Here is a 23,782-nt window from a genome sequence, read left to right as displayed (position 1 = left end):
GTGAAAGCATGATTCATCTGACATGGCGTGAACGCGAAACAGTTAAGAAAGTTAAATGTGTGCATACAAACGCTGAAAAATATATGGTAAAAAACATGTTGACTGTTGGAAAAGTGTACGATGTAAAAAATGAAACGGAAGAATTCTATTACATTATTGACAACTCCGGCAAGATTGGCGGATTTTATAAGGATTATTTTCAAGACGCATAAAAAATGCCTGGCACTTTAAGCCAGGCATTTTTCTATTTTGCATCCGGGAATACACGTCGGATGGTATCTGTAAATTCGTCAAAAAAACCGGAAACTGGCCGACCTTTCCGGACGTCTCTTTCAAAACGATTCATTCGTTCATAAAAATCTGGATTAACGGAAACATAGACGTTATCAATATCTGGATCCACTAATTTAACTGTTCTAGAAATTGTATCTTTGACATTGGCTGTAAGTCCATTTCGTGCCGTACGGTTCAGTTTTGCGGCAACATAAGCATTATGATTCGAGACGATAATATTGGCGTGATTTACCTCAGGCAGGTCCGATACCTTGCGGGCTGCTTCCTCGGCAACACGCATCTTGGAACCCGTAGTACTTTGCACATTTGCCCCACGGATATCTTGTTTGTTAATATTTCTATCCAATTCTTGATCGCTGACATCAACACCTGAAATGGCCGGCCCGCCGTGATTTGGTATATTATAATTTACTTTGGCTGGATTTATCTCATTGCGGGTGGCGGTATCGTCATTCACATCATTTCGCGCACAGCCAACTAGGCAGAGACTAAACATGATAGTAGCAGTAAAGAACAGTCTCAATTTCACTTTTTTGCACTCCTTTTTTAAGTTGTACAAAAATAGGTTTCCAAACATGAAAATAAACTATCCACTGAAATAATAAAAGGCTTTTCAACAGGCCAATTAGCAGGGACAAACAATAAAAGTTTTGGTATTTAGGTTTAGACACAATAAAAAATTGCCGAGAAAGTACCTTTCTCGACAATCTAGGAAGTAACTGTAACGTTGCTTCTTTTAATGAATAGGTTATTTTGCCTGCGCTTCTGCAGGTTTTTTTGCATAGAGCTTTTGACTAATCAAGGTTTGAACAGTCAGGAACGTTCCCCCAACAACCCAGTAAAGCGGCAGAGCGGCAGGTGCACTGAAAGAGAACATGACAATCATAAGCGGGGACATTAACCCCATAAATTTCATTTGTTGACGCTGCTGTTCTGGCATGGTTGACTGAGAAACTCTAAATTGGAAATAATAAATAACCCCTGCAATGATAGTGATAACGATATCAGGATGCCCCAAACTAAACCATAAAAATTTATGAGAAGCAATTTCTTGGGAGCCGCGAATTGCATAGTAAAAGCCTGTTAATATCGGCATCTGAATAAGAATTGGAAGGCAGCCCATATTTAATGGGTTAACACCATGCTTTTGATATAGACCCATCATTTCAGCTTGCAGTTCTTGTTTTTTCTTTGCATCCTTTTCGGCCTTCATCTTCTTTTGAATTGCATCCATCTCAGGCTTTAAGGCATCCATTTTTTCTTTCATATGCATTTGATTTTTATATTGTCTTAGCATTAATGGCATTAACACAAGCCTGATGATCAAAGTTACGAAAATAATTGCTAGTCCATAGTTTCCGCCAAAAACTTCTGCGAAGAAGTGAATAATTTTTGCAAATGGTTCAACAAAGTACGTATGGAAGAAACCATCATTTTTCCCGCTTTGCTGGGAAGAGCATGCAGATAATAGTAATACAGAAAAAGATAGAATAATTAATAGTAACGATGATTTATGTTTTTTCATATTTCCTCCTAAAGGTATGATTTAGTATAAAGTAGAGAATAAGAAGGAAATTGGCTTTTCAGAATCATCGTCCCGGAAACACGCTTTTCTTCGGATAAATTTAACGATTCTTATTAAAATAATACTAATCGTTAAACTGCTTTTTTTCTTATAAAAAAACAGCGGGTGAATAATTTTTGAGCCATATGGGTTCGAAAGCGAACCAATTGATGAGGAGTCTACACCCAAAGCCCACAAATTTTTTAAAACCAGTCCTAAATAAAGACTCATATAAAGGGCTGTTAAGGTATTAATATCCGAATGATCGATTAATAATTGAAACAAACATTTCACCTCGCATCAGGTAACCAATGATATGAGTATATAAGAGAATAGCCAAATAATCAATTATTGTTGTGATGTTAATGTTTGGGTCTAAATGTTCATGAAAAGTAAAGAACACTTACTCCCGGAAGGAGTTAGTGTTCTTTAGGTTTTGCCAATGTGCAGTTAACATCGAATAGGCAAAATCAACCTTCTCTTCGCTTGGCGGTTCCACATCCTTTAAAGGGTATTCGTGGCCGAGCGCTTCCCATTTGTATACGCCCAGTTTGTGGTAAGGAAGAATTTCAATTTTTCGAACGTTTTCAAGTGTACCTATGAATTCGCCAAGATTCTTCAAGTCTTCCGGTTCATCAGTTACAGATGGAACTAAAACGTGCCGAACCCAAATCGGGACATTTCGGTCTGACAAAAAATTGGCAAACTCGAGAATATGGTCATTGGCCATACCGGTCAATTGGATATGTTTTTTCCTGTTTATATGTTTCAAATCAAGCAATATTAGATCGGTGTAAAGTAACAGTTCTTCAAGCTGTTCGATGAACAGCTTGGAATGGGAAAAGCAGCCCCCGGAAGAATCGATGGTTGTATGGATTCCTTTCTTTTTACATTCCTTAAATAATTCAATGAGAAAGGGAACTTGCAGGAGGGGTTCACCTCCGCTGACGGTAATGCCGCCTCCTGAGGCTTGGATAAATGGGAGGTACGATTCCAAGTCATCTATGATTTCGGAAACTGTCATTTCCTTTCCGGTGCCGATTTCCCAAGTATCGGCATTATGACAAAATTGGCAGCGCAGCAGACAGCCTTGTGTAAAAATGACATAGCGGATTCCTGGCCCATCTACAGTTCCTAATGTTTCAATAGAATGAATGTTTCCGTTCATGATGATTCTCCTCTCATTAAAAGCAGAGGCTGAAGGGGACAGCCTCTATTTTTTTACAACGATTCATGGAAGGTGCGATTGATTACATCAAGCTGCTGTTCTTTTGTTAGCTTAATAAAGTTAACTGCATATCCGGATACGCGGATTGTTAGTTGCGGATAAAGCTCCGGATGCTCCATGGCATCTAAAAGTGTTTCCCTGTTAAAGACGTTTATATTTAAATGATGACCTGCTTTAATGGCATAACCATCTAAAATGGACACTAGGTTGCAAATTTGACTTTCTTCTTCCTTACCTAATGCTTTCGGAACGATGGAGAACGTATTGGAAATACCATCCATTGCATAGCTGTATGGAAGCTTGGCAACAGAGGAAAGTGATGCTAATGTCCCTTTTGTATCCCGTCCGTGCATTGGGTTTGCTCCTGGTGCAAATGGTTCGCCTGCGCGGCGGCCATCTGGTGTATTCCCTGTTTTCTTACCATAAACCACGTTTGAAGTGATGGTTAATATTGATAAAGTATGAACAGAGTTGCGATAGGTTTGATGCTTACGCAGCTTTTTCATAAAGCTTTCTACAATTCCAACGGCAATGCTATCTACACGGTCATCATTGTTTCCGTATTTAGGGAAATCGCCGCTTATTTCAAAATCAACAGCAAGGCCGTTTTCATCGCGAATCACTTTCACCTTGCCGTATTTTATCGCGCTGAGCGAGTCGGCAACTACACTTAAACCAGCGATACCAGTTGCCATCGTCCGAATAATCTGCGTATCATGCAGAGCCATCTCAATTCTCTCATAGCTATATTTGTCATGCATATAGTGAATGACATTCAACGTATTAATGTATAGGCCGGCGAGCCATTCCATCATTTGATCGAACTTCTGCATGACCTCATCGAAATCCAAAATATCTGAAGAGATCGGCCGATACTCTGGTCCTACCTGTTTTTTTAATTTTTCATCGACACCGCCGTTGATCGCATATAGCAGTGCTTTTGCTAAGTTGGCACGGGCACCGAAGAACTGCATTTGCTTGCCGATTTCCATGGCGGATACACAGCAGGCAATCCCGTAATCATCACCATATTCAAGGCGCATGATATCATCATTTTCATATTGAATAGAGCTAGTTTTAATGGACATTTTCGCACAATACTTCTTGAAATTTTCAGGAAGCAGTACGGACCATAGTACTGTTAAGTTTGGCTCTGGAGCAGGACCAAGATTATCAAGGGTGTGCAGGAACCGGAAAGAGTTTTTTGTAACAAGCGGGCGGCCGTCGATAGCCATACCGCCAATAGACTCTGTTACCCAAGTAGGGTCACCGCTGAATAATTCATTGTAATCCGGTGTTCGCGCAAATTTGACGAGACGGAGCTTCATCACGAAATGGTCAACTAGTTCTTGCGCTTCTTCCTCTGATAAGGTGCCGTTTTGTAAGTCTCTTTCGATATAAATATCAAGGAAGGTGGAGACACGGCCAAGACTCATCGCTGCGCCGTTTTGTTCTTTAATGGCTGCTAAATAGGCAAAGTATAACCATTGGAAGGCCTCGGCGGCATTCTTTGCTGGTCCGGAAATATCGAACCCATAGCTTGCTGCCAGTTCTTTAAGTTCCTTCAAGGCCCGGTATTGCTCAGAAAGCTCTTCGCGCAGCCGGATATTATCTTCAGTCATTACTTTGCTAGTGCTATTGAAATCTTTTTGTTTTTCTTTCATTAAGAAATCGACACCATATAAAGCAACACGGCGGTAATCCCCGATAATTCGGCCGCGCCCGTACGCATCCGGCAGACCGGTAATAATCCCTGCTTTTCTGGCTAAAATCATTTCACTCGTATAAGCATCGAAAACACCTTGGTTATGTGTCTTTCGGAATTCGGTAAAAATTCTTTCAATCTCTGGATTTAATTTATAGCCATATGCTTCACAAGCCTGTTTAGCCATACGAATTCCGCCGAAGGGCTGAAGAGAGCGGTTAAATGGCTTATCTGTCTGCACGCCGACCACTTTTTCAAGATCTTCATCCAAGTAGCCTGGGCCATGGGAAGTGATGGTTGATACGGTCTCCGTATCCATTTCTAGGACTCCGCCATTTTCTCTTTCCTGTTTCGTCAATTCCATTACTTGCTGCCATAGATTATTTGTCGAATCTGTAGCACCGGCTAAAAAGCGGTCATCACCTTCATATGGAGAGTAGTTTTTTAGAATAAAGTCACGTACGTTAACTTCTTTTGTCCAAGTCCCTTTTGTAAAAGCCTTCCATGCTTCCATGTTTTTTCACCTCTAAATGAAATAAAAATTTATATAACAGATTGACTATTATCTCTACACTTAAAGTATAACAGGTTAACAATCTGGAATAAGGGATAAATGTTAAGATATTGTGAAATGAAGGATTTGTTGGGGTTTTTCATGGAGAATTTGAACGAATTATGAACAAGTTGATAAACTGTTTCATTTTATTTATATAACAAACACCGCCTGTTATATAAGAAGGATTCAACAATAACAGCACCTAAATAGTGATTACTAGTGAACAGCATAAAAAAACAGGAGAAAAATGCTCCTGTTTTAATCTACGATAATATCAGCAATCATTGGACCATTATGGGCACGATTGGAATGAACTTCGCAAATTAAGCGGTAGGTACCTTCCTTGGAAAATTGAAGTGGAACGATTGTTTCTTCCCCTTTTTTTACAGTCCCCTTGATATTTGTACCTTCAATATAGAACGGATGTTCCTCTCCGTTAATGCCGGTTATATACAATTTAACCTTTTCTCCTTTTTCTATAATGATTTGACTCGGGTCCCAACGATAGGCCTCAATATCTTTCCCGTTTTTCATTTTGGATTTGTATTCAACTGTCACCATATGGATTTCTCGTATTTTCCCATCTGTCTTCTGATTAAAGACCGCGGCATCCCCAGCTTTTAATAGAAACCAAGATGAAATTGCAGCAAGCATAATACCTACAGCTAAAACGAATAGAAGTGTTTCTTTTTTTAATATTAAAAATTTCACAAGCATAACCCCCTCTAATATTTGTCCTAGTTTATTCATATGCCGGTTAGGTGGGAAAACTTGTCTACTTTTTTTCCTGAATTTTCGAATTGCCTCTGACCAAATGGTTGAATGTTCGATAAAATGTCTACACTTGTAATAAGTCACCTCAAGAAAGTAAGAAATTGCTTTGTATTTCTTTCATAAACGTTTATAGTAAAATCAGGGATGATATGAATACTAGGTGATTATTTTGAAGGGTTATCAGAAGGATAAAATTTTTAAGATTGTAAAATTTTTATTCCCATTGCTTTTATTGATTTTTGCAATATTTGAAATAAAAAAGTTTGTGGGAAATTTAGATGTTCATTTGCTAGAAAACGAATTAAATCAACTCAATTTTTTGACGCTGCTGCTTATCATTGGCATTACCTTTTCGGCTGTATTACCGATGCTTTTGTATGATGTGATTTTAGTTCGGATTTTAGGGGCAAAGGTCCCAAAAAAAGAATTGTTAGAGCAATCGTTTATTGCCAATTCCTTTTCTAATTTAATTGGATTCGGCGGGTTAATCGGGGCAGCGTTAAGAACGTACTTTTTTCACAAACTTGAACAGGATAAGCGGAGATTACTTAGTGTTATAGCAACAGTTTCCCTATTTTATTTGGCAGGCATCTCATTGTTATCGTGGGCAGCGGCACTATGGTTCCGGAAGTTTCCTCTATTTGTCGATACCAAATGGCTTTATTTTGCTGTGTTGGGTGTCGCCCTTTATCTACCGGTCTTTTTAATGATACATAGAATGAACGCTAAAAAGGGCAAGCAATCTTTGATTACGGTAAAAGAGGGAACTAAGCTCATTGGGGTTTCCTTTGTTGAATGGATCGCTGTCTTTTTTGCTATTTATCTATTGACCAGAATTCTGGGCATCTCAATCCGAATCGAAGATCTTTTTCCTGTCTATATTGCCGCTGTTTGTGCCGGAATCATCAGTATGATACCGGGCGGTCTTGGCTCATTTGATTTAGTTTTTATTTGGGGGATGCAGGAATTTCATATGGCCGAGGAAAAAGTCCTCGTTCTCCTTCTTTTGTATCGGGTAGGCTATTACTTACTGCCGTTTATCGTGAGCCTCATTTTTTTTGTTAAGCTTTATTGGGAAAGATGGAACCAGTCGTGGAATAATTTACCTAACGCGATATTAGAGGTATTTAGCCACGTCATTTTGACTATGCTAGTGTTTTTATCAGGACTTATCCTGCTTTTATCTGCAAGTGTGCCGGGGATTATGTCGAGGCTTAAAATTGCCCAGGAACTGTTATCGTTTCCGATTATTAATGTTTCCCATCAACTCTCTGTTGCTGCTGGATTTTTGCTGTTAGGATTATCGCGAGGCATTGAATATAGAGTGAAACGGACATATGAATTAACAATGGCAGCCTTAATTCTTGCAGCACTGTTTTCCATTTTTAAAGGGATTGATTATGAAGAAGCCATCTTCTTAATTATTGTCGCCATCCTACTTAGAGTTTCGAAAGGGCAGTTCTATCGGGAAAGCTATGTATTAACCTGGGGAAGAACAATCTTTGATATTGCCTTAATTGTAATCATTACATCGATGTATATCATCATTGGCTATTTAAATTTACCGGATGCCAAATTGGCGCTGCCTGCAAAATTATTGCCATATGTCATTATCGATTATCACGATTTATTTATGAGTGCGGGAATTGGGTTGTTTATTGCTGTTTCAATCCTTGCCATTGGCTATCTGAACAGCTTATCGAAAAAATGGAAATTTGAATCATCGTTGACACAAGAACAGGAAATCGTTCAGCATTTACATAAATATCAGGGGAAAGTCTTGTCCCATCTGATTTTCTTGCACGATAAATATATTTTCTGGAACAAAAAAAGAAATGTCATGATTTCATTTCAAAGATATGCGGATAAACTGGTGATCCTTGGTGATCCAATTGGTGAACTAAATGATCTATCCTCCGCCATTGAAGAATTTCAGGAAATTGCCGACCTGTATGGATTTTCGCTTGTATTCTATCAGGTTAGTGAAGAAATGCTTCCATACCTTTATAACCATGGATTTGCCTTTTTTAAATTGGGGGAAGAGGCCTTTGTGAAATTGCGGGAATTTTCATTGGCTGGAAGCAAAATGAAAGGATTGCGGACCATTAAAAACAAATTTACCAGCGAAAATTTTCGTTACGAGTTGGTAAATCCGCCTCATTCCAGTGAACTTTTAAAGGAACTGCGTGAAGTGTCAAATGATTGGCTACAGGGAAGCAAAGAAAAGGGATATTCGCTGGGATTCTTTGATGAAGCTTACCTAAATAAGGCTCCTATTGCACTTGTAAAGGATTGTAATAGTAGAATTATTGGCTTCATGAGTATGATGTATGTTTATGATGATAACCAGACTATTTCAGTGGATTTAATGAGATTCCGTCCGGATGCAGAATCAGGCAGCGTGGATTTTCTGTTTCTCTCCTTAATGGATTGGGCGAAGGAACAGGGGTACCGGCGATTTAATATGGGTATGGCCCCATTGGCGAATGTTGGCCTTTCCAGGTTTTCTTTTTTAAGTGAGAAAATTGCGGCGCAGATTTTCCTGCACGGTCATTTTTTCTATCATTTTCAAGGCTTAAGAAAATTCAAAGAAAAATATACAAATATTTGGGAACCGAAATATTTAGCCTATCGGAAAAAATCTTCTCTTCCGTTTATTATGGCACAAATTACCCTGTTGATTTCGAAGAGAAGGGCATAGATAATGAAAAGTGGCTGGGACAATGAGTCTGCCGCTTTTTTTTATATAAATTTCCAAAAAGGACTCTTCATATCTATAAATATTTGGTAAAATCAATTAGGTAATTAGTCATGGATAGGGTGTTGTCATTGAGTAAATGGATTTTAATTCTTATAACAGTCTTGTTCTTATTTTTAAACCAAATTCCCGTCTTTGCAGAAGGGACTGGCGACCTGCCATTAAAAAGTGAATCAGCGGTGCTTTTGGATACTGAAACGAATGCTGTTCTCTACGGGAAAAATGCGGACGAAAAAATGTATCCTGCCAGCGTTACGAAAATCGCTACAGCTATTTATGCCATTGAAAAAGGGAACTTAGACAGTATTGCGACAGTCAGTGCCAATGCTGTTAGACAAGATGGTACAAGGGTCTACTTAGTGGAAGGGGAACAAGTACCGCTAAAAAAACTAATTCAAGGGATGCTGATCAATTCAGGGAATGACGCCGCAGTGTCGATTGCGGAACATATTGACGGCAGTGTTGACCTTTTTACGGAACATATAAATGAATATCTACAAACAGTTATTGGGGTTAAAAATACGCACTTTACAAATCCAAGCGGCCTTCACGATGACAATCATTATACAACTGCAATGGATTTGGCATTGATTACGAACTATGCCATGAAGAATCCTCAATTTGCCGAGATTTTTGGAACAAAAAGATTACATTGGGAGGGCCAGTCCTGGAATACTGACCTAATCACTCATCATCTTATGCTAAAAGGCGAACTTCCATACGCGGGAATAACCGGGGGGAAAACAGGATATACCACAGTATCGAAACAAACTTTGGCCACCACTGCCGATAATGGGAATTTAAAATTAACGGCGATTGTCCTAAAATCAGACCAAAAAAGAGACAAATATGATGATACAGCCATCCTGTTTGATTATGGATTTAATGAATATGTCCATTCTACCCTAAAACATGGGGAAGTTTTTAAGAGCGGCGAACAGGAATTTCTTTTGGATAGGGATCTCCTTGTAACAGAGGATAAAAGTGGAATTGTAAAAAAAGTCGACAGTACCGGCCGGTTATCTATTGAAAATCCAAATGGTCAGGTTCTTCAGGTGGCTCAGTTAAAACAAAAGGAAGAACCAAAACCTTTGAAAACTTCTTTAAAATCAAGTAAATCCACTAATAAGCAGGAATATACAGCATCATACTTTTGGATTTTTATAGTTGCGGCTGCTGCCGTTTTGATAGGTGCCGGGAAAAAAATAACAGGTAAAATGTAGACGATATAGAAAGCCATGAAATGCTTCAGTTTCATGGCTTTCTTTGTGTTAAATTGGTTGTCAATAGCATTAAAAAAGAGATGAAGATCATTGAAATGACTAACAGCCAAGCTAATTTCATATTGCCTGTTTCCATTGCAACATATACAGCAGTGGGAGCCGTTTGGGTTTTCCCGGGGATATTGCCGGCAAACATGAGCGTGGCGCCAAATTCCCCCAATGCTCTAGCAAAGCTAAGTATGAATCCGGAAACAATCGATTTTACTGATAGTGGGAGAGTTACTTGTAAAAAAACATTAAAATCACTTGCCCCGTCCATCTTCGCAGCCTCTTCGATATCCTTGTCCACGGCTTGAAATCCAGTTTTTACAGATTGGTACATTAACGGAAATGCAACAATAGTGGAGGCAATAATCGCTGCCAGTGGTGTAAAAATGATGGAGCGGTCGAAAAGGGTTTCGATAAAAGCACCTGCCGGACTATTTTTTCCAAAAAAGAAAATTAATAAAAAGCCAATAACGGTAGGCGGCAAAACAATAGGCAGCAGCATAAGGGTCTCTATGATCATTTTTCCTTTAAAATGTTTATCAGCAAATAACCTGCCGAATAAAATACCAAAGATTAGTGCCAGTAGTGCAGAAATTGTGGCCACTTTCAGTGACAATAAAATTGGGGGCCAAAATTCATTAAGCATAGTAGATAAAATACTTCCTCTCGAACGGCTGATTATTCCCTCATTATAGCGAAAGCTTCCAATTCATAAAAGATATAAAACAAAAAAACTGCCAAATTGCAGTTTTTATAGATCATCTTTGTCTTTGGCCAATAGCTGCTGGGCGCCTGAATCGAAGGAGCTCGGGGAATCAATTTGATCTCTGTCATCGACAAAGCTCCTATTCCCAAAGAAATCACTCTTATCACCAAAATTTTGGCCGTAGCCTTGATTTTTCTTGTCGGAATTATGCCACTCAGCCAGCAGGTTTTGGCCAATATTTACGGCAGAAGCATTTTCAAAGGAATTAATTTTAATCATAAATATATTTATATTAATATATGGAACGGGAGCGGGCATGTCATCTCCTCCTTATAATTGCTTTTAAATATATGCAATTCCCTAATGTTTATGAGGAAATTAAGGATTAAAATAACTTTCAGTTAAGTATGATGAAGTAAGGCTTTGTTTTTTGCTTCCCTAGATTAGGGGAGAGGGGGTGCGGATTGATGGATATGGAAAAGTTGAAACAATGGCTAGAGATGGCGAAAAATATGCAGGGCGGGGATTTCTGGAACAATATCTTTGACCAAGAGTTTGCCCAACAATTTATGAATGAAACGCCTTTTAAGACACCTAATGCCCATTCAAACCGGCAGCAGCCCGGCACCGATCTGAAAAGCGAGAGAACGTTCCCTGCAATTGATTTAATGGAAGGGGAAGAGGAGGTAATGGTAGTTATCGAGCTCCCTGGTGTCTTAAAAGAAAACATAGAATTAGGGCTTAATGGCAATATTCTCACCGTCAAAGGAAGAGCGCTGCCCATTCATCCACATTTGAAATATACTTATTCGGAAAGGTTTTACGGTGAATTCAATCGGCAGATTACCTTACCTGATACCGTAAATCCGCAGGATATCAGCGCTAAATTCTGGAATGGCTTATTAATAGTCAGTTATCAACGATTCGTACAAAAGGGCGAAATTATCCCAATTGAATAACAGGTTTTTATGAAAATAGGACTTGATAAGCAGTGTTTTCCATATAAATGAAGTAAGGTTAAAAATAAGGGAGCGTTTTAGGCCAATGTCAATAAAAAATTTATTCCTTATTTTCCGCAAAAATGATTATGATAAAGAACTCCGAAAAAAAATAACTTCCTTAGAGAGAAATATAGAAGAATTGGAACAAACGCTGCGGGACTTAAAGGCACAAAACAAGCCTGATGAAACCGTGAAAACAAAGGATCCCCCTATAATAATTGAAAAAATAAATATCGAAAAAATTATTTTGGATAAATATGAATTGAATAATAACTTCGGACAGCTTGGGATTAAAGAATTGAAAGGAAAATTAAACATAGGTGCCACATACGGCAGTGAATTTACACCAAATTTCACCGGAGATGAAGACGATAAAGTAACCGAAGCTAAAGAGGAAAGAATCAAGAAGCAAGAAAAACCGAATGGACCCAAGGTAAATATTAAACCAAAAGACCATTAAAAAAGACTAAAGAGGAGTCCTTTAGTCTTTGTGTTAACATTATTGAAGTCTGCTTTCAACCGCTTGGCATACTTCATCAGCAGACAAACCGTTTGCATCAATAACCGGTGCTTTCGTAACGGTATCAGCCATTCCCATAACGTTCGAATCAAGGCCGGTAACGACACAGCAATCACAATTTTGGGCGTCAGACTCCTGTTTGAGTTCGACAACATCATATCCTTTTGCACGTAGAGCATCTTGAACATTTGTAAGAGATTGTTCTACTCCAACCCTTGCCATACAAACACCTCCTCAATCATTATGTTGCCTAAGTTTGACAGAAATATTCCGAATAACAGGGGATAATCTTTCAAAAGCTAAAATGGGAGGTGTACTATGGGCAAACGCAGTAAAAAGAAAGCCGACCCTTCAACTATAGGGTTGGCTTCACCAGAAGTAGAAGGACAGGGAACGACCACAACAGAAACTGGCTCCAGAATGCAGCCATCTTCAAGGAAAAAGCAGAAACAAATGTAATAATGAAATAAGAGGCTGCCATTTGACAGCCTCTTATCTTATTTATACATCTCTGCTACTTGTTTTTGTATATCAGTATTCTCTAGGTATTCATCATAAGACATTTGCTTATCGACCAATCCAGCAGGTGTTAGTTCAAAAATGCGGTTAGCAATCGTTTGGATAAACTGATGGTCATGGGAAGCAAACAGCATGGAGCCCTTAAAATTAATTAAGCCATTGTTTAGAGCGGTAATAGACTCCAAATCCAAGTGGTTGGTTGGCTCATCCAAGAGCAGGACATTTGCTCCGCTAAGCATCATTTTGGACAGCATACAGCGGACTTTTTCTCCTCCAGAAAGGACGCTTGATTTCTTTAAAACTTCTTCACCGGAAAATAGCATTCTTCCTAAAAATCCACGTAGGAAGCTTTCACTGTCATCTTTTGGTGAAAACTGACGAAGCCAATCAACAAGATTTAAGTCGTTATTCTCAAAGTATTCCGAGTTATCCTTCGGAAAGTAGGCTTGAGATGTGGTGATTCCCCATTTAAAGGTACCGCTGTCAGCTTCCATTTCACCCATTAATATTTTAAAAAGTGTTGTTTTGGCTGTTTCATTTGTTCCGACGAGGGCGATTTTATCTCCTTTGTTCATGATAAAGCTAATGTTATCAAGTACCTTCACGCCATCGATTGTTTTCGTCAGCCCTTCTACTCTTAACAAATCATTACCAATTTCCCTATCTGGGGTAAAGCCGACATATGGATATCGTCTTGAAGATGGTCTAATATCATCAAGGGTAATTTTGTCCAATAGCTTTTTCCGTGATGTTGCCTGCTTGGATTTTGAAGCATTCGCACTAAAACGGGCAATAAAGCTTTGCAACTCTTTAATTTTTTCTTCTTTCTTCTTATTGGCGTCCTGCGCCATTTTTGAAGCTAATTGACTGGATTCATACCAGAAGTCGTAGTTGCCGACATAGATTTGGATTTTGCCAAAGTCTAAATCCGCAATATGGGTACAAACCTTATTTAAGAAGTGACGGTCATGGGATACAACAATCACTGTATTTTCAAAATTGATCAGGAATTCTTCAAGCCATTGGATGGCCTTAATATCCAGATGGTTGGTTGGCTCGTCTAAAAGTAATACATCAGGCTGGCCAAATAGGGCCTGTGCAAGAAGGACTTTTACCTTTTCAGCACCAGTTAATTCGGCCAACTTTTTATAATGAAGCTCTTCGCCAATTCCCAGACCTTTTAACAGGATGGCCGCTTCAGATTCAGCTTCCCAGCCGTTTAATTCGGCAAATTCACCCTCGAGTTCAGCAGCTTTCATGCCGTCCTCATCCGTAAAGTTTTCTTTCATATAAATGGCGTCTTTTTCCTGCATTACCTGATAAAGTCTGGTGTGACCCATGATAACCGTTTTTAAAACTTCATGTTCCTCATATTCAAAGTGGTTCTGCTTTAAAACAGCCATCCGCTCGTTCGGTCCTAGTTGGACTGTACCCGTCTGCGCTTCAATTTCTCCAGCGAGTATTTTTATAAAGGTAGATTTTCCGGCACCGTTCGCCCCGATGAGACCGTAGCAATTGCCGGGAGTAAATTTAATATTCACATCTTCAAAAAGCTTTCGGTCTCCGTATCTCAAACTTACATTACTTACAGTAATCATTCTTGCATCCTCCAAAAAAACATATTGCTTTGTATTATACCATTAATAAGGGAAAAGAGCGAATTTCACAAGAAAATCTTTGGTGGAAATTGCATCATTTTTTTGAGTTTTGTGGGGGAGTTATGTAGTAAAAAGAAAAATTTTCTAAAAAAAATTTTTTGTTTTCACACTTTATTCATATTTTTGTTGTAAAATTATCGTAAGAAGCAGTTAAAAGAAGGTGAATTGTGTGGCCAAAAAACAGCTCGCAGAACTCGTAAATAAGCTTAAAAAAGCTGGTATCAAAGCGAGTTTAACGAAACCAAAGTCCAATTATCATTTATCTTTGCAGCAATTAAAAAAATATCCTTCATCTGTTGTTAAATAATATATGTAGTGAAAAGCGATTAATCCTAAGGACTAACCGCTTTTTTTATACTAATTAATTTTATTCATTATTTTATTTTTAACTTCTTCGCGATTAAAACCATCGCCCATCGGAAATTTCGCAACAAATTTATTGTTTTCGTCAATTAAGTAAGTAAATGTGGTGTGGACAAATTGTCCGTTTCCAGGGTCTTTATATTGGAATTGCAAGGCCTCACCAATCTCCCTGATCTTTTTCTGCTCATTTTTAATATTTTGTTGTTTATCTCCGGTTAGGAATACCCAGTCTTTGCTATTTTCAATTCCAAACCCCTTCATATAATTTGACAATACTTCTGGAGTATCACGATAGGGGTCAATCGTAATCGTAATGAATTCGATATCCTTGCCGAATACCCCGCTTTTTTCTAAATCCTTTTTCAAAGCGGCCATCTTTTGTGTCGTGGTCGGGCAGACATCAGGACAGTGTGTGTAAATGAATTCAATGAGCTTTAATTTTGTTTGATCCTTGCCGAATGTATATTGATCACCATTTTGATTGATTAATGTAACATTGCCTGGAATTTTGGTGTTTGCATCCCGAATAAGAAAATAGGAAATGCCGGCAGCAATACCGATAAATATGGCTAAACTGCAAATAAGGTAGATTTTTTTCATCACGATTCCCTCCTAACATTAAGATAAAGAAGTTTTCACAAAAATGATATGGATATTTTGTGAACAAAAAATGGGCTGTGATAATATTGACAATTCATGCCAAATGTAATAATCTGAAGTTGAAATTAAGTTTTCTTAATAAAAGGAGTATGTTTTATGTTAGGTGTCGTTCTTAACTAATCCAACTAATTGGATATTTTCATTCCGGCCGCCTTCTTGTTTTTTTGATAACAAGAAAGGGTTATTTGAGTATGGGCAAGGAATGAAGTTAAGAACAATGGGCAGCCATAAGCATACATTTTATAACCAATGTAGCTGTGTACACTCGTGTAGACAGTTTTTATTTTGGTTTATTTTGTTGTAATTTTCATTTGCCGCAATGACATTGTTCATTGCGGCTATTTTTATTTTGGGAGGAATATAAGTTGAATCAGCATACCTTTAATGTATTGGAATTTAAACAGATAAAAGAAACTATTGCAGGCTTTGCCATGACAAAGGAAGGAAAAGCGAAAATTGCGGGCCTGACACCTTCTTCTATTAAGAAGCAAATTGAGGCTTGGCTTGATGAGGTGACGGAAGCCGTCGAGATTCTGAAAAAAAGTGCCAGTGTTCCTGTCCATGGACTTGATGGGATGGAGCAGATGCTTTCCAACTTAAATAAAGCAGTGGTCTTCCGTCCGGACCAATTAATGAAGCTGTACGATTTCTTGGATAGCTGTGGAAAGATGAGAAGATATATGAAGGATAAGGAATATTTTGCACCAAGAGTTGCGTCTTATGTCCATGTAATTGAAGAACTGCCGGAGCTTGCCAATGAAATTAATCGTTGTATCCATAATGGCAGAGTGGACGATTATGCCAGCAAGGAGTTATTAAAAATTAGGAAGCAAATGGCCATTCAGGAGGAGCGCCTGAAGGAAAAAACCATGCAGCTGGTAAGGTCAAATAAATATAAGCCATATTTACAGGAACAGGTTGTCAGTCAGCGAAATGGAAGATTTGTGATACCGATAAAAAAGGAGTATCGGACCAAAATTAAAGGGACAGTCTTGGATACATCGGCATCAGGAGCAACATTGTTTATTGAACCTGAGGATATCGCTATATTCCAAGATCAACTTAGCTGGCTTATGGCCGATGAAGAGACTGAGGTACAAAAAGTTCTCAGCTTTCTAACTGGATTGGTAGAGCAATATGAAATGCAAATTCGGCTGGCAGTCGAAACAATGGTTCACTATGATTTTTTGTTTGCAAAAGCAAAGTATTCCCGTTCCATTCATGGCTCCAAGGTGAGAATGAATGACACTGGTGATATGGAATTAATTGAGGCAAAGCATCCGTTGTTAGGTGAAAAAGCTGTACCATTGACTTTTAGTATGGGGGATAATAAACGAGCCTTAATTATTACGGGTCCGAATACGGGCGGGAAAACGGTTACCATCAAAACGGTTGGGCTGCTCACATTAATGGCCCAATGCGGACTTCATATACCTGCAGATGAAAAGAGTAATATTAGTATTTTTCAAGCCATTTTAGTTGATATTGGGGACGGTCAGAGTATTGCCGAAAATTTAAGTACGTTCAGTTCCAGAATCGTTAATATCATTGAAATCTTAAAGAATGCAAACAATCGCACATTAACTTTAATAGATGAACTTGGTTCCGGCACTGATCCGGGTGAGGGAATGGGTCTGGCAACAGCCATTCTTGAAACTCTTTACGAAAAGGGGGCCGTGATTTTGGCCACCACCCATTATAGTGAAATAAAAGATCTTGCCGAACAGCATCCAGGATTTATAAATGGGTCAATGGAGTTTGATCTTAAGAGCTTAAGTCCAACCTACCGTTTAATGATAGGGAAAGGGGGCGAAAGCCAGGCCTTTGAGATTGCCTTGCAGTTGGGAATCCACCCGAAAATTATTGAAAAAGCGCATAGCGTAACGTATAAAGAAGAAAAAACCTATGTTTCACCTGTTTCGGACGATTGGAAGCTTAAGGATATGGAAAAACAGGTTATCATCAACAAACACCAAGACAAAAAGCCGGCTGTAAAACCTGTCCAACAAGTGCCTTTATACCAGCAGGGGGACAATGTAAAAATCACACCGGGAAATGAATTTGGGATTGTTTATAAAGGACCAGATCAGCAAGGAAATTATATTGTCCAGATAAAGGGTGAAAAAGTATCGGTTAACCATAAAAGGATGAAGCTATATATTGCCGCAAATGAATTGTATCCCGACGACTATGATTTCGATATTATCTTTCAAACGAAAGAAAATCGCAAAAAAAGCAAAATTCTTTCAAAAAGACATGATGACGAAATTATAATTGAACATTCAGAATAACGATAATCCTTAAAACCTCGAAGAGGCTGTCTAGAAGGTACCCCTATTAGACAGCCACTATTATTATTTTTTATTCTGTAAATATTGTTTAGCCAGCATCAACTTTACTTCGTTATAGCTTAGACCTGACTGGCTGTTTAGACGTTTTACCTCTTCAATATCTGTTCCAACAATCGAATAACGCTTCTGATTTGAGTTCATCTTAAGTCCTCCAAATGAAAAAGAAAAATGAAGAAATGAAAAGGCTAATTTTGGACATACTAAAGGAAAAGGAGGCGGTTCCGATTTTTTTTGGTAAACGTGCAAAAGAAGAAGAAATGGAAACAATTCTTGTTGATACTGAAATTTTTTCATGCATGGATAATTCATGTATAGGCTGGATGAGAAAGGATTTTGTATCTGACGATTTACTGTGCCCAATGTGTGGTAATGAAATGATACAGGAAATTCGCGAGCTTCCGAAAATATAATAAGTTTCGTGACAAAGACTGTCTTGTTGATGACAGTCTTTATCTATACCCACATCTTCTACAAATTTTCATTTTGCTGGCCGATTTCACCGGCGGCAATAATTGAATTGGCTTCTTTAAGAAATTCATGCTCATCGACCGAATCACCGGGAACATTTTTTAAATTTGGATAGATGGCCCCATTATTAATGGTAAGGGTTTTTTCTTTTGGAGCGGTTGTCAAATAATCTTCCTTCTTTGCCATTTCATCATCTCCTTACGTACAGGTTTTGCATTCCAATTGGCTTCTATGCTTCCCTATTTTTGACCAAAACGGAAAAAACTCTCCGGTCCGTCCGGAGAGTTTTTGTTATTCTTCTTTCTTTGATAGGCAGTGGTCACATTCCATTAGGTAAGACTCAGCTTGCTCTTCCATATGCTGACCGCATTCTGGACATTCTTTTTTAGGAAGGTTACGGAAAAATTCAACTGGGCTCATTAACATTATTAAACATCTCCTTTATAGTACAGTTATTTTTATTGTTGTTTGTTGTAGTACAGAATAGTCAAAAATAAAAGCTTCCCTCTTTTTATTCTGCTTTTTTAGATAGACAGCGATCGCATTCCATTAAGTAAGATTCAGCTTGCTCCTCCATATGCTGACCACACTCAGGACATTCCTTTTTAGGCAGATTACGAAAAAATTCAACCGGACTCATTAACATTTAAAACTCCTCCTTTATTAATACAGTTTATTTTAATCCCTCTTGTTATAGTACAGTATAAACAAAAAAATTAAAAATGTGTAGCCTTTTTTCTAAAAAAGTTAAATTTTTTTAAAAATAAGTCTTTTATCCCGGACAAGTAAGTTTATTAATGATTATTTATGAAGGATTTAATTTAGGGTAAATTAAACAAAAATTTATCTTTCCTAACATTTTACTTTCCATTACAATCATAGTAGAAATAGGTTAAATGGGGGAATGCACGTTAATGAATGCCTTTTTAGGAGATTTTCATCCTTATCTTTTTATAATTGCTGTTGGACTAACCTTTATGGCTTCTTATACAGCCTTAGACATGTTTTCCTTAATTAGGTCCTCAGATCAAAATAAAAGGCTGCTTTTTATAGGCGGCACACTTTCAATGGGAATTGGAGTATGGGTAACTAATTTTATTGGATTATTAACGACAAATAGTACTCTGTTTGCTAACTACCATATTCCATTAACGATTCTTTCCATATTTATTGGAGTAGCGTTTACTGGAATGGCGTTTTTTCCGCTGTTTGGAAAAGAAATTAAGATATCACATCTGCTTGCTGGCAGTTCATTACTAACAATAGCCGTTTTTTCCATCCATATTATAGGCATTTATTCTATGAATGTGACAATTAAATATCATTTCCTTTTATTTGCTTTTTCTGGACTGTTAATGTTCGCAGCCTTCTTCTTTTCTTTTTGGATTTTGTTTTCTGTAAGGAATTTTCCGACTGAAAATCAAGTTTGGCTAAAGCCAGTAAGTTCGATTATTTTAACTTCAGCGATTGCCGAGGGACATATTTTATTAAAGAAATCGACACTATTTATCACCGATAACAATATGGTTAATAGTTCTGCTCCAGATAGTCTGTTTTTTACTTATTTGGTGCTGTTTGTTTCCGTCCTTATAATGGCGGGACTGATTGTTTCAAGTACCTTAATTAGCAAACAGCTAGCCACATCCGATTTCAACTTAAAGGAATCAATTAAAGAAGTAAAAGATATTACCTTTGCTTTAGATCAATCATCCATTGTAGCGATAACCAATTCAAAAGGTATTATTACATTTGTTAATGATAAATTCAGTGAGATATCGAAATACTGCCGGGATGAATTAATCGGACAGGATCACCGCCTTTTAAATTCCGGATACCATTCAAAAGACTTTTTTAAAGATTTGTGGAAAACAATTGGCCAAGGTAATGTTTGGCACGGAGAAATTTGCAACCGTGCCAAGGATGGAGGCCTATATTGGGTGGATACAACGATTGTTCCCTTTTTAAATAGTCACGGGAAGCCGTATCAATATGTAGCGATTCGGACCGATATTTCAGACCGGAAACGTGCTGAGGGACATTTAAAAGAAACAATGAAGGAAAACACTGATATTAAATTTGCTTTGGACCAGTCTTCGATTGTTGCCTTTACAGATTCACGGGGGAAAATTACCAGCGTAAACGACAAGTTTTGTGAGATATCCAAATACAGCCGGGAAGAGATCATTGGAGAGGACCATAATATCTTGAATTCCGGTTACCATTCCAGGGACTTTTTCAAAAACCTATGGAAAACGATTGGGGAAGGAAAGGTTTGGAAAGGGGAAATCCGCAATAAAGCGAAGGATGGAACTTTTTATTGGGTCGATACCACGATCGTTCCATTTCTCAATGAACAGGGGAAGCCATATCAGTATTTGGCGATCCGCAATGATATAACAGAACGGAAGAAGACGGAAGAAGTCCTCCACCGGCAGGATAAGCTTGCCGCGGTTGGGCAATTAGCTGCCGGCGTTGCACATGAAATCCGTAACCCGCTGACATCTATGAAGGGTTACACGGAATTTTTGCAGTTAGATGAGCAAGATCCTGAGCGCCTTGAATTTTTGAATATTATTTTAGATGAAATTGAGCGCGTCAATACTATTGTCGAGGACTTCATGGTCTTGGCTAAACCGAAGGCGGTGGAATTAGAAGAAAAGAATGTTGTACCTGTTATCAAGAATGTGGTTTCACTGCTTGAGTTTGAGGCGCGTAAGAAAAACGTCCGTCTGATGTTTAACTGCAATCAGGAAATAATCCAGATAGAATGTGATGAAAATCGTTTGAAGCAGGTCTTTTTAAACTTTATAAAAAATGGTATAGAGGCCATGCCGAATGGCGGGGATCTGCATGTTAAAACGGTGATTCATGAGAACAATGTGCAAATATCCATTCAAGATACCGGTGTTGGCATTCCAAAAGAAAAGCTGAAAAAGCTCGGAGAACCTTTTTTCACTACCAAGAAAAATGGAAATGGACTAGGGTTAATGGTCAGCTTTAAAATTATCGAAAGCCATAACGGGAAAGTATTTGTAGAAAGTGAACCAAACAAGGGAACAACATTCAATATTCTATTGCCGGCAAAAACAGCCTAAAACGGAAGAGCCTATCTTCCGTTTTTTTGTTTTTGAAAAATAGACAAATTTTTTTGCAAAAAAGGAAGCCGTAAATGTAATAATTAGATTAATATGATTATATAGATAGTTTAGTTATCACAGGGAGGGAGCATTTTGGGTGAAGCAAATTTAGTGAAGACAATTTGCGGCTATTGCGGTACAGGCTGCGGATTAGTCCTAGAGGTTCAGGATAATAAAATCGTCAAAATCCGCGGTGACAAGGAAGCACCTGTTAACAAAGGACAAACCTGTGTTAAAGGTGCATTTGCCTATGAGTATGTCCATGCCAAAAACCGGCTGACAGCACCTTTAATAAGAAGGGCCGGGGAACTGGTGGAAACTACTTGGGAAGAAGCTTATCAATTTATTGCAAGCAAACTTTCCGATGTAAAAAGCAAGTGGGGATCAAATGCCATCAGCATGTTCGCTTGTGCGAGAAGCACAAACGAATCAAATTATATAACACAAAAATTTATGCGGACGGTTATCGGCAGTAACAATATTGACGGCTGCAACCGAACGTGACATGCGCCAAGCGTTGCCGGTCTGGCAACTATTTTTGGAAGCGGTTTCCCGACAAACACTTTGGAGGATATCGACAAAGCAGAGGTATTACTCCTAATGGGCTCTAACACGACAGAGGCACACCCGATTATTGCTAATCGCATGAAAAAAGCTGCAAAAGCCGGCCTCAAAATCATTGTCGTCGACCCAAGAAAAATAGAAATGACAAAAGTGGCCCACCGCCACCTGCAAATCAATGTAGGCACTGATATTGCCCTAATAAATGCCTTGATTCGGGTAATTCTGAAGGAAGGTCTTTATAATCAAAAATTTATTGAGCAATTTACAATTGATTTTGATAAACTGGCAAATCAGGTTGAGCTATATACACCGGAATATTCGGCCAAGATCACAGGTCTTGCCCCGGAAGAAATCGTGGCCACTGCCAGGGACTATGCAAATGCGAGCGCTTCGATGATTGCTTATACACTAGGAATTACCGAACATCACTGTGGGGTGAACAATGTTTTCGACATTGCCAATCTTGCCCTTTTAACCGGGAACATTGGAAAGCCGGGCTCCGGAATTATGCCACTTAGGGGACAAAATAATGTTCAAGGTGCCGGTGATATGGGCTGTCTTCCAAATCAATTGGCAGGAGCAATGAGCTTAACTAATGATGAATACAGAGCACGTTATGAAAAGGAATGGAATATTACCCTAAATCCCCAGGCAGGCGACACCCAAACTAGGACATTTGATCGGCTTGAGATGGGAGAGCTAAAAGGACTTTATGTGATTGGGGAAAATCCACTTCTCGCCGATGTTGATATGAACCATACAAAAACATTGTTGAAAAAGCTGGATTTATTAATCGTTCAGGACATTTTTCTGACTGAAACCGCGAAAATGGCTGATGTTGTGCTTCCTGCTCGTTCCTGGGGTGAAGTCGAAGGGACTTACACAAACACGGACCGGCGGATCCAACGAGTACGTAAGGCAGTCGAGCCAGGTCCGAATACAAAGGAAGATTGGGTCATTCTTTGCGAGCTGGCGACATTGATGGGTTATCCAATGCATTATAACAACAGCGAAGAAATTTGGGATGAAGTCAGGAAAATCGCATGGGAAATGTACGGGGGCATTTCGTATGAGCGGCTGGAGAAGGAATACAGCATTCATTACCCTTGTCCAGATGAAAACCACCTAGGTACATTTATTATGCATGAAAGGTTCCATCAAAACGAAGCGGCTTCTAAAAAAGCTCCTTTTGTGCCTGTGGATTATACACCGCCTATGGAGCCACCAGATGAAGAGTATCCTTTTACGTTGACGACAGGCAGACGTTATGAGTCGTACAACACGCATACACAGACTCGGCATTATGCTGCGGGAGTGAAAATAAAACAGACAGAAGAGACTGTTGATATCCATCCTGAAGACGCCAAATCTCTTGGAATAGTCGATGGGGAAGTCGTCCAAGTCCGTTCACGAAGAGGAGAACTTCAAGTAAAAGCCAAAATTACGGAACAGGTTGTACCGGGGCTTGTCTTTATGAGTTTTCACTGGAGCGAAACACCGACAAACGTATTAACTTTAAATGAATATGATCCGATTTCGGGAACAGCCGAATATAAAGCTTGTGCCGTAGCGATTGAGCGATTAAGCTAAATAAGTAATAAAGAATAGTGGAAATGAGCAATCCACTATTCTTTTTTTCCTGTATCGCCAAATCATGGACAGACTGGAAGGTTCTGATGCGTTAG

26 protein-coding genes are annotated in these 23,782 nt (G+C 38.7%); 11 read left to right on the top strand and 15 right to left on the bottom strand.

Annotation, left to right across the window (positions count from 1 at the left end; genetic code table 11):
* The first annotated feature begins 8 nt into the window (after nucleotides 1–8).
* On the top strand, nucleotides 9–212 hold the full coding sequence (locus V5M37_RS19705; RefSeq protein WP_423798815.1) for a DUF6501 family protein: 204 nt from the start codon (nucleotides 9–11) through the stop codon (nucleotides 210–212).
* Nucleotides 213–244: 32 nt separating this feature from the next.
* Here the strand turns inward: V5M37_RS19705 and V5M37_RS19700 are convergent, their stop codons facing one another.
* The 6 genes from V5M37_RS19700 to V5M37_RS19675 form a co-directional block, all read right to left on the bottom strand.
* Complete coding sequence (locus V5M37_RS19700) at nucleotides 245–823, bottom strand: YhcN/YlaJ family sporulation lipoprotein (protein WP_423798814.1); 579 nt, start codon at nucleotides 821–823, stop codon at nucleotides 245–247.
* Between the two features lie 219 nt (nucleotides 824–1,042).
* Complete coding sequence (gene yidC, locus V5M37_RS19695) at nucleotides 1,043–1,819, bottom strand: membrane protein insertase YidC (RefSeq protein WP_213145173.1); 777 nt, start codon at nucleotides 1,817–1,819, stop codon at nucleotides 1,043–1,045.
* Nucleotides 1,820–1,840: 21 nt separating this feature from the next.
* The gene (locus tag V5M37_RS19690; RefSeq protein WP_241113951.1) at nucleotides 1,841–2,143 is read right to left on the bottom strand and encodes a hypothetical protein; all 303 of its coding nucleotides are present in this window, start codon (nucleotides 2,141–2,143) and stop codon (nucleotides 1,841–1,843) included.
* 118 nt (nucleotides 2,144–2,261) lie between these two features.
* Entirely contained in the window at nucleotides 2,262–3,026 is a 765-nt protein-coding gene (gene pflA, locus V5M37_RS19685) for a pyruvate formate-lyase-activating protein (protein ID WP_423798813.1), read from the bottom strand.
* Nucleotides 3,027–3,079: 53 nt separating this feature from the next.
* Nucleotides 3,080–5,305, bottom strand: coding sequence for a formate C-acetyltransferase (gene pflB / locus V5M37_RS19680; RefSeq protein WP_423798812.1), 2,226 nt, complete (start codon nucleotides 5,303–5,305; stop codon nucleotides 3,080–3,082).
* A gap of 300 nt (nucleotides 5,306–5,605) precedes the next feature.
* Nucleotides 5,606–6,058, bottom strand: coding sequence for a cupredoxin domain-containing protein (locus V5M37_RS19675; RefSeq protein ID WP_423798811.1), 453 nt, complete (start codon nucleotides 6,056–6,058; stop codon nucleotides 5,606–5,608).
* Between the two features lie 223 nt (nucleotides 6,059–6,281).
* On the opposite strand from V5M37_RS19675, the gene mprF reads away from it, so the two are divergent.
* Together mprF and V5M37_RS19665 are read left to right on the top strand one after the other, a co-directional pair.
* Nucleotides 6,282–8,822 (top strand): bifunctional lysylphosphatidylglycerol flippase/synthetase MprF, encoded by a 2,541-nt coding sequence (gene mprF, locus V5M37_RS19670; protein ID WP_423798810.1) that lies wholly within the window; start codon nucleotides 6,282–6,284, stop codon nucleotides 8,820–8,822.
* Between the two features lie 119 nt (nucleotides 8,823–8,941).
* Complete coding sequence (locus V5M37_RS19665) at nucleotides 8,942–10,102, top strand: D-alanyl-D-alanine carboxypeptidase family protein (protein WP_423802651.1); 1,161 nt, start codon at nucleotides 8,942–8,944, stop codon at nucleotides 10,100–10,102.
* A 31-nt stretch (nucleotides 10,103–10,133) separates the two neighbouring features.
* Here the strand turns inward: V5M37_RS19665 and modB are convergent, their stop codons facing one another.
* Together modB and V5M37_RS19655 are read right to left on the bottom strand one after the other, a co-directional pair.
* A complete protein-coding gene (gene modB, locus V5M37_RS19660; protein WP_423798809.1) occupies nucleotides 10,134–10,796 on the bottom strand; it encodes a molybdate ABC transporter permease subunit in 663 nt (220 codons plus the stop codon).
* A 105-nt stretch (nucleotides 10,797–10,901) separates the two neighbouring features.
* A complete protein-coding gene (locus tag V5M37_RS19655; protein WP_423798808.1) occupies nucleotides 10,902–11,174 on the bottom strand; it encodes a hypothetical protein in 273 nt (90 codons plus the stop codon).
* Nucleotides 11,175–11,323: 149 nt separating this feature from the next.
* On the opposite strand from V5M37_RS19655, the gene V5M37_RS19650 reads away from it, so the two are divergent.
* Both V5M37_RS19650 and V5M37_RS19645 read left to right on the top strand, forming a co-directional pair.
* On the top strand, nucleotides 11,324–11,815 hold the full coding sequence (locus V5M37_RS19650; protein WP_423798807.1) for an Hsp20/alpha crystallin family protein: 492 nt from the start codon (nucleotides 11,324–11,326) through the stop codon (nucleotides 11,813–11,815).
* Between the two features lie 85 nt (nucleotides 11,816–11,900).
* Complete coding sequence (locus V5M37_RS19645; RefSeq protein WP_241113954.1) at nucleotides 11,901–12,317, top strand: hypothetical protein; 417 nt, start codon at nucleotides 11,901–11,903, stop codon at nucleotides 12,315–12,317.
* A 39-nt stretch (nucleotides 12,318–12,356) separates the two neighbouring features.
* Here the strand turns inward: V5M37_RS19645 and V5M37_RS19640 are convergent, their stop codons facing one another.
* A complete protein-coding gene (locus V5M37_RS19640; RefSeq protein ID WP_213145182.1) occupies nucleotides 12,357–12,599 on the bottom strand; it encodes a YkuS family protein in 243 nt (80 codons plus the stop codon).
* Between the two features lie 96 nt (nucleotides 12,600–12,695).
* Between V5M37_RS19640 and V5M37_RS19635 the strand changes: the two genes are divergently transcribed.
* Complete coding sequence (locus V5M37_RS19635; protein WP_213120545.1) at nucleotides 12,696–12,836, top strand: YuzL family protein; 141 nt, start codon at nucleotides 12,696–12,698, stop codon at nucleotides 12,834–12,836.
* A 38-nt stretch (nucleotides 12,837–12,874) separates the two neighbouring features.
* On the opposite strand, the gene V5M37_RS19630 is transcribed toward V5M37_RS19635, so the two are convergent.
* Nucleotides 12,875–14,494, bottom strand: coding sequence for an ABC-F family ATP-binding cassette domain-containing protein (locus tag V5M37_RS19630; RefSeq protein ID WP_423798806.1), 1,620 nt, complete (start codon nucleotides 14,492–14,494; stop codon nucleotides 12,875–12,877).
* 229 nt (nucleotides 14,495–14,723) lie between these two features.
* Here V5M37_RS19630 and V5M37_RS19625 point away from each other — a divergent pair, with 229 nt between their 5' ends.
* Nucleotides 14,724–14,861 (top strand): hypothetical protein, encoded by a 138-nt coding sequence (locus tag V5M37_RS19625; RefSeq protein WP_213145184.1) that lies wholly within the window; start codon nucleotides 14,724–14,726, stop codon nucleotides 14,859–14,861.
* Nucleotides 14,862–14,911: 50 nt separating this feature from the next.
* On the opposite strand, the gene V5M37_RS19620 is transcribed toward V5M37_RS19625, so the two are convergent.
* A complete protein-coding gene (locus V5M37_RS19620; RefSeq protein ID WP_423798805.1) occupies nucleotides 14,912–15,517 on the bottom strand; it encodes an SCO family protein in 606 nt (201 codons plus the stop codon).
* A 425-nt stretch (nucleotides 15,518–15,942) separates the two neighbouring features.
* Between V5M37_RS19620 and V5M37_RS19615 the strand changes: the two genes are divergently transcribed.
* Nucleotides 15,943–17,868, top strand: a complete 1,926-nt coding sequence (locus tag V5M37_RS19615) for an endonuclease MutS2 (protein ID WP_423798804.1) — start codon at nucleotides 15,943–15,945, stop codon at nucleotides 17,866–17,868.
* 63 nt (nucleotides 17,869–17,931) lie between these two features.
* Here V5M37_RS19615 and V5M37_RS19610 read toward each other — a convergent pair whose 3' ends face one another.
* Nucleotides 17,932–18,069 (bottom strand): hypothetical protein, encoded by a 138-nt coding sequence (locus tag V5M37_RS19610; RefSeq protein WP_423798803.1) that lies wholly within the window; start codon nucleotides 18,067–18,069, stop codon nucleotides 17,932–17,934.
* Nucleotides 18,070–18,083: 14 nt separating this feature from the next.
* Here V5M37_RS19610 and V5M37_RS19605 point away from each other — a divergent pair, with 14 nt between their 5' ends.
* Nucleotides 18,084–18,338 carry a cold-inducible protein YdjO-related protein gene (locus V5M37_RS19605; RefSeq protein ID WP_241113955.1) on the top strand — a complete coding sequence of 85 codons (255 nt, stop codon included), beginning with the start codon at nucleotides 18,084–18,086 and terminating at the stop codon, nucleotides 18,336–18,338.
* Between the two features lie 58 nt (nucleotides 18,339–18,396).
* Here the strand turns inward: V5M37_RS19605 and V5M37_RS19600 are convergent, their stop codons facing one another.
* From V5M37_RS19600 to yhfH (V5M37_RS19590), 3 genes are all read right to left on the bottom strand, one after another.
* A complete protein-coding gene (locus V5M37_RS19600) occupies nucleotides 18,397–18,582 on the bottom strand; it encodes a hypothetical protein (protein WP_423798802.1) in 186 nt (61 codons plus the stop codon).
* A gap of 105 nt (nucleotides 18,583–18,687) precedes the next feature.
* Nucleotides 18,688–18,822 (bottom strand): protein YhfH, encoded by a 135-nt coding sequence (yhfH, locus tag V5M37_RS19595; protein WP_213145188.1) that lies wholly within the window; start codon nucleotides 18,820–18,822, stop codon nucleotides 18,688–18,690.
* Between the two features lie 85 nt (nucleotides 18,823–18,907).
* The gene (gene yhfH / locus V5M37_RS19590) at nucleotides 18,908–19,042 is read right to left on the bottom strand and encodes a protein YhfH (RefSeq protein WP_213120552.1); all 135 of its coding nucleotides are present in this window, start codon (nucleotides 19,040–19,042) and stop codon (nucleotides 18,908–18,910) included.
* Between the two features lie 268 nt (nucleotides 19,043–19,310).
* Here yhfH (V5M37_RS19590) and V5M37_RS19585 point away from each other — a divergent pair, with 268 nt between their 5' ends.
* Nucleotides 19,311–21,491: a PAS domain-containing protein gene (locus V5M37_RS19585; protein ID WP_423798801.1), complete on the top strand. Its 2,181-nt coding sequence runs from the start codon at nucleotides 19,311–19,313 to the stop codon at nucleotides 21,489–21,491.
* Nucleotides 21,492–21,644: 153 nt separating this feature from the next.
* On the top strand, nucleotides 21,645–23,687 hold the full coding sequence (gene fdhF / locus V5M37_RS19580; RefSeq protein ID WP_423802650.1) for a formate dehydrogenase subunit alpha: 2,043 nt from the start codon (nucleotides 21,645–21,647) through the stop codon (nucleotides 23,685–23,687).
* Nucleotides 23,688–23,782: the final 95 nt, after the last annotated feature.

This window comes from Neobacillus sp. SAB-20_R2A (assembly GCF_049568635.1).
GTDB classification, from domain to species: domain Bacteria; phylum Bacillota; class Bacilli; order Bacillales; family Cytobacillaceae; genus Neobacillus; species Neobacillus citreus.
The sequence above is the reverse complement of the archived record's forward strand: the minus strand, read 5'-3'. Positions and strand labels throughout refer to the sequence as shown.

What these genes read in the sequence shown, in the direction of transcription:
- V5M37_RS19705 (WP_423798815.1), top strand. Translation starts at nt 9, where the DNA reads ATGATTCATCTGACATGGCGTGAACGCGAAACAGTTAAGAAAGTTAAA.
- yidC (WP_213145173.1), bottom strand. Translation starts at nt 1,819, where the DNA reads ATGAAAAAACATAAATCATCGTTACTATTAATTATTCTATCTTTTTCT.
- pflA (WP_423798813.1), bottom strand. Translation starts at nt 3,026, where the DNA reads ATGAACGGAAACATTCATTCTATTGAAACATTAGGAACTGTAGATGGG.
- pflB (WP_423798812.1), bottom strand. Translation starts at nt 5,305, where the DNA reads ATGGAAGCATGGAAGGCTTTTACAAAAGGGACTTGGACAAAAGAAGTT.
- modB (WP_423798809.1), bottom strand. Translation starts at nt 10,796, where the DNA reads ATGCTTAATGAATTTTGGCCCCCAATTTTATTGTCACTGAAAGTGGCC.
- V5M37_RS19655 (WP_423798808.1), bottom strand. Translation starts at nt 11,174, where the DNA reads ATGCCCGCTCCCGTTCCATATATTAATATAAATATATTTATGATTAAA.
- V5M37_RS19650 (WP_423798807.1), top strand. Translation starts at nt 11,324, where the DNA reads ATGGATATGGAAAAGTTGAAACAATGGCTAGAGATGGCGAAAAATATG.
- V5M37_RS19645 (WP_241113954.1), top strand. Translation starts at nt 11,901, where the DNA reads ATGTCAATAAAAAATTTATTCCTTATTTTCCGCAAAAATGATTATGAT.
- V5M37_RS19640 (WP_213145182.1), bottom strand. Translation starts at nt 12,599, where the DNA reads ATGGCAAGGGTTGGAGTAGAACAATCTCTTACAAATGTTCAAGATGCT.
- V5M37_RS19635 (WP_213120545.1), top strand. Translation starts at nt 12,696, where the DNA reads ATGGGCAAACGCAGTAAAAAGAAAGCCGACCCTTCAACTATAGGGTTG.
- V5M37_RS19630 (WP_423798806.1), bottom strand. Translation starts at nt 14,494, where the DNA reads ATGATTACTGTAAGTAATGTAAGTTTGAGATACGGAGACCGAAAGCTT.
- V5M37_RS19620 (WP_423798805.1), bottom strand. Translation starts at nt 15,517, where the DNA reads ATGAAAAAAATCTACCTTATTTGCAGTTTAGCCATATTTATCGGTATT.
- V5M37_RS19610 (WP_423798803.1), bottom strand. Translation starts at nt 18,069, where the DNA reads ATGAACTCAAATCAGAAGCGTTATTCGATTGTTGGAACAGATATTGAA.
- V5M37_RS19605 (WP_241113955.1), top strand. Translation starts at nt 18,084, where the DNA reads ATGAAAAAGAAAAATGAAGAAATGAAAAGGCTAATTTTGGACATACTA.
- V5M37_RS19600 (WP_423798802.1), bottom strand. Translation starts at nt 18,582, where the DNA reads ATGGCAAAGAAGGAAGATTATTTGACAACCGCTCCAAAAGAAAAAACC.
- yhfH (WP_213145188.1), bottom strand. Translation starts at nt 18,822, where the DNA reads ATGTTAATGAGCCCAGTTGAATTTTTCCGTAACCTTCCTAAAAAAGAA.
- yhfH (WP_213120552.1), bottom strand. Translation starts at nt 19,042, where the DNA reads ATGTTAATGAGTCCGGTTGAATTTTTTCGTAATCTGCCTAAAAAGGAA.
- V5M37_RS19585 (WP_423798801.1), top strand. Translation starts at nt 19,311, where the DNA reads ATGAATGCCTTTTTAGGAGATTTTCATCCTTATCTTTTTATAATTGCT.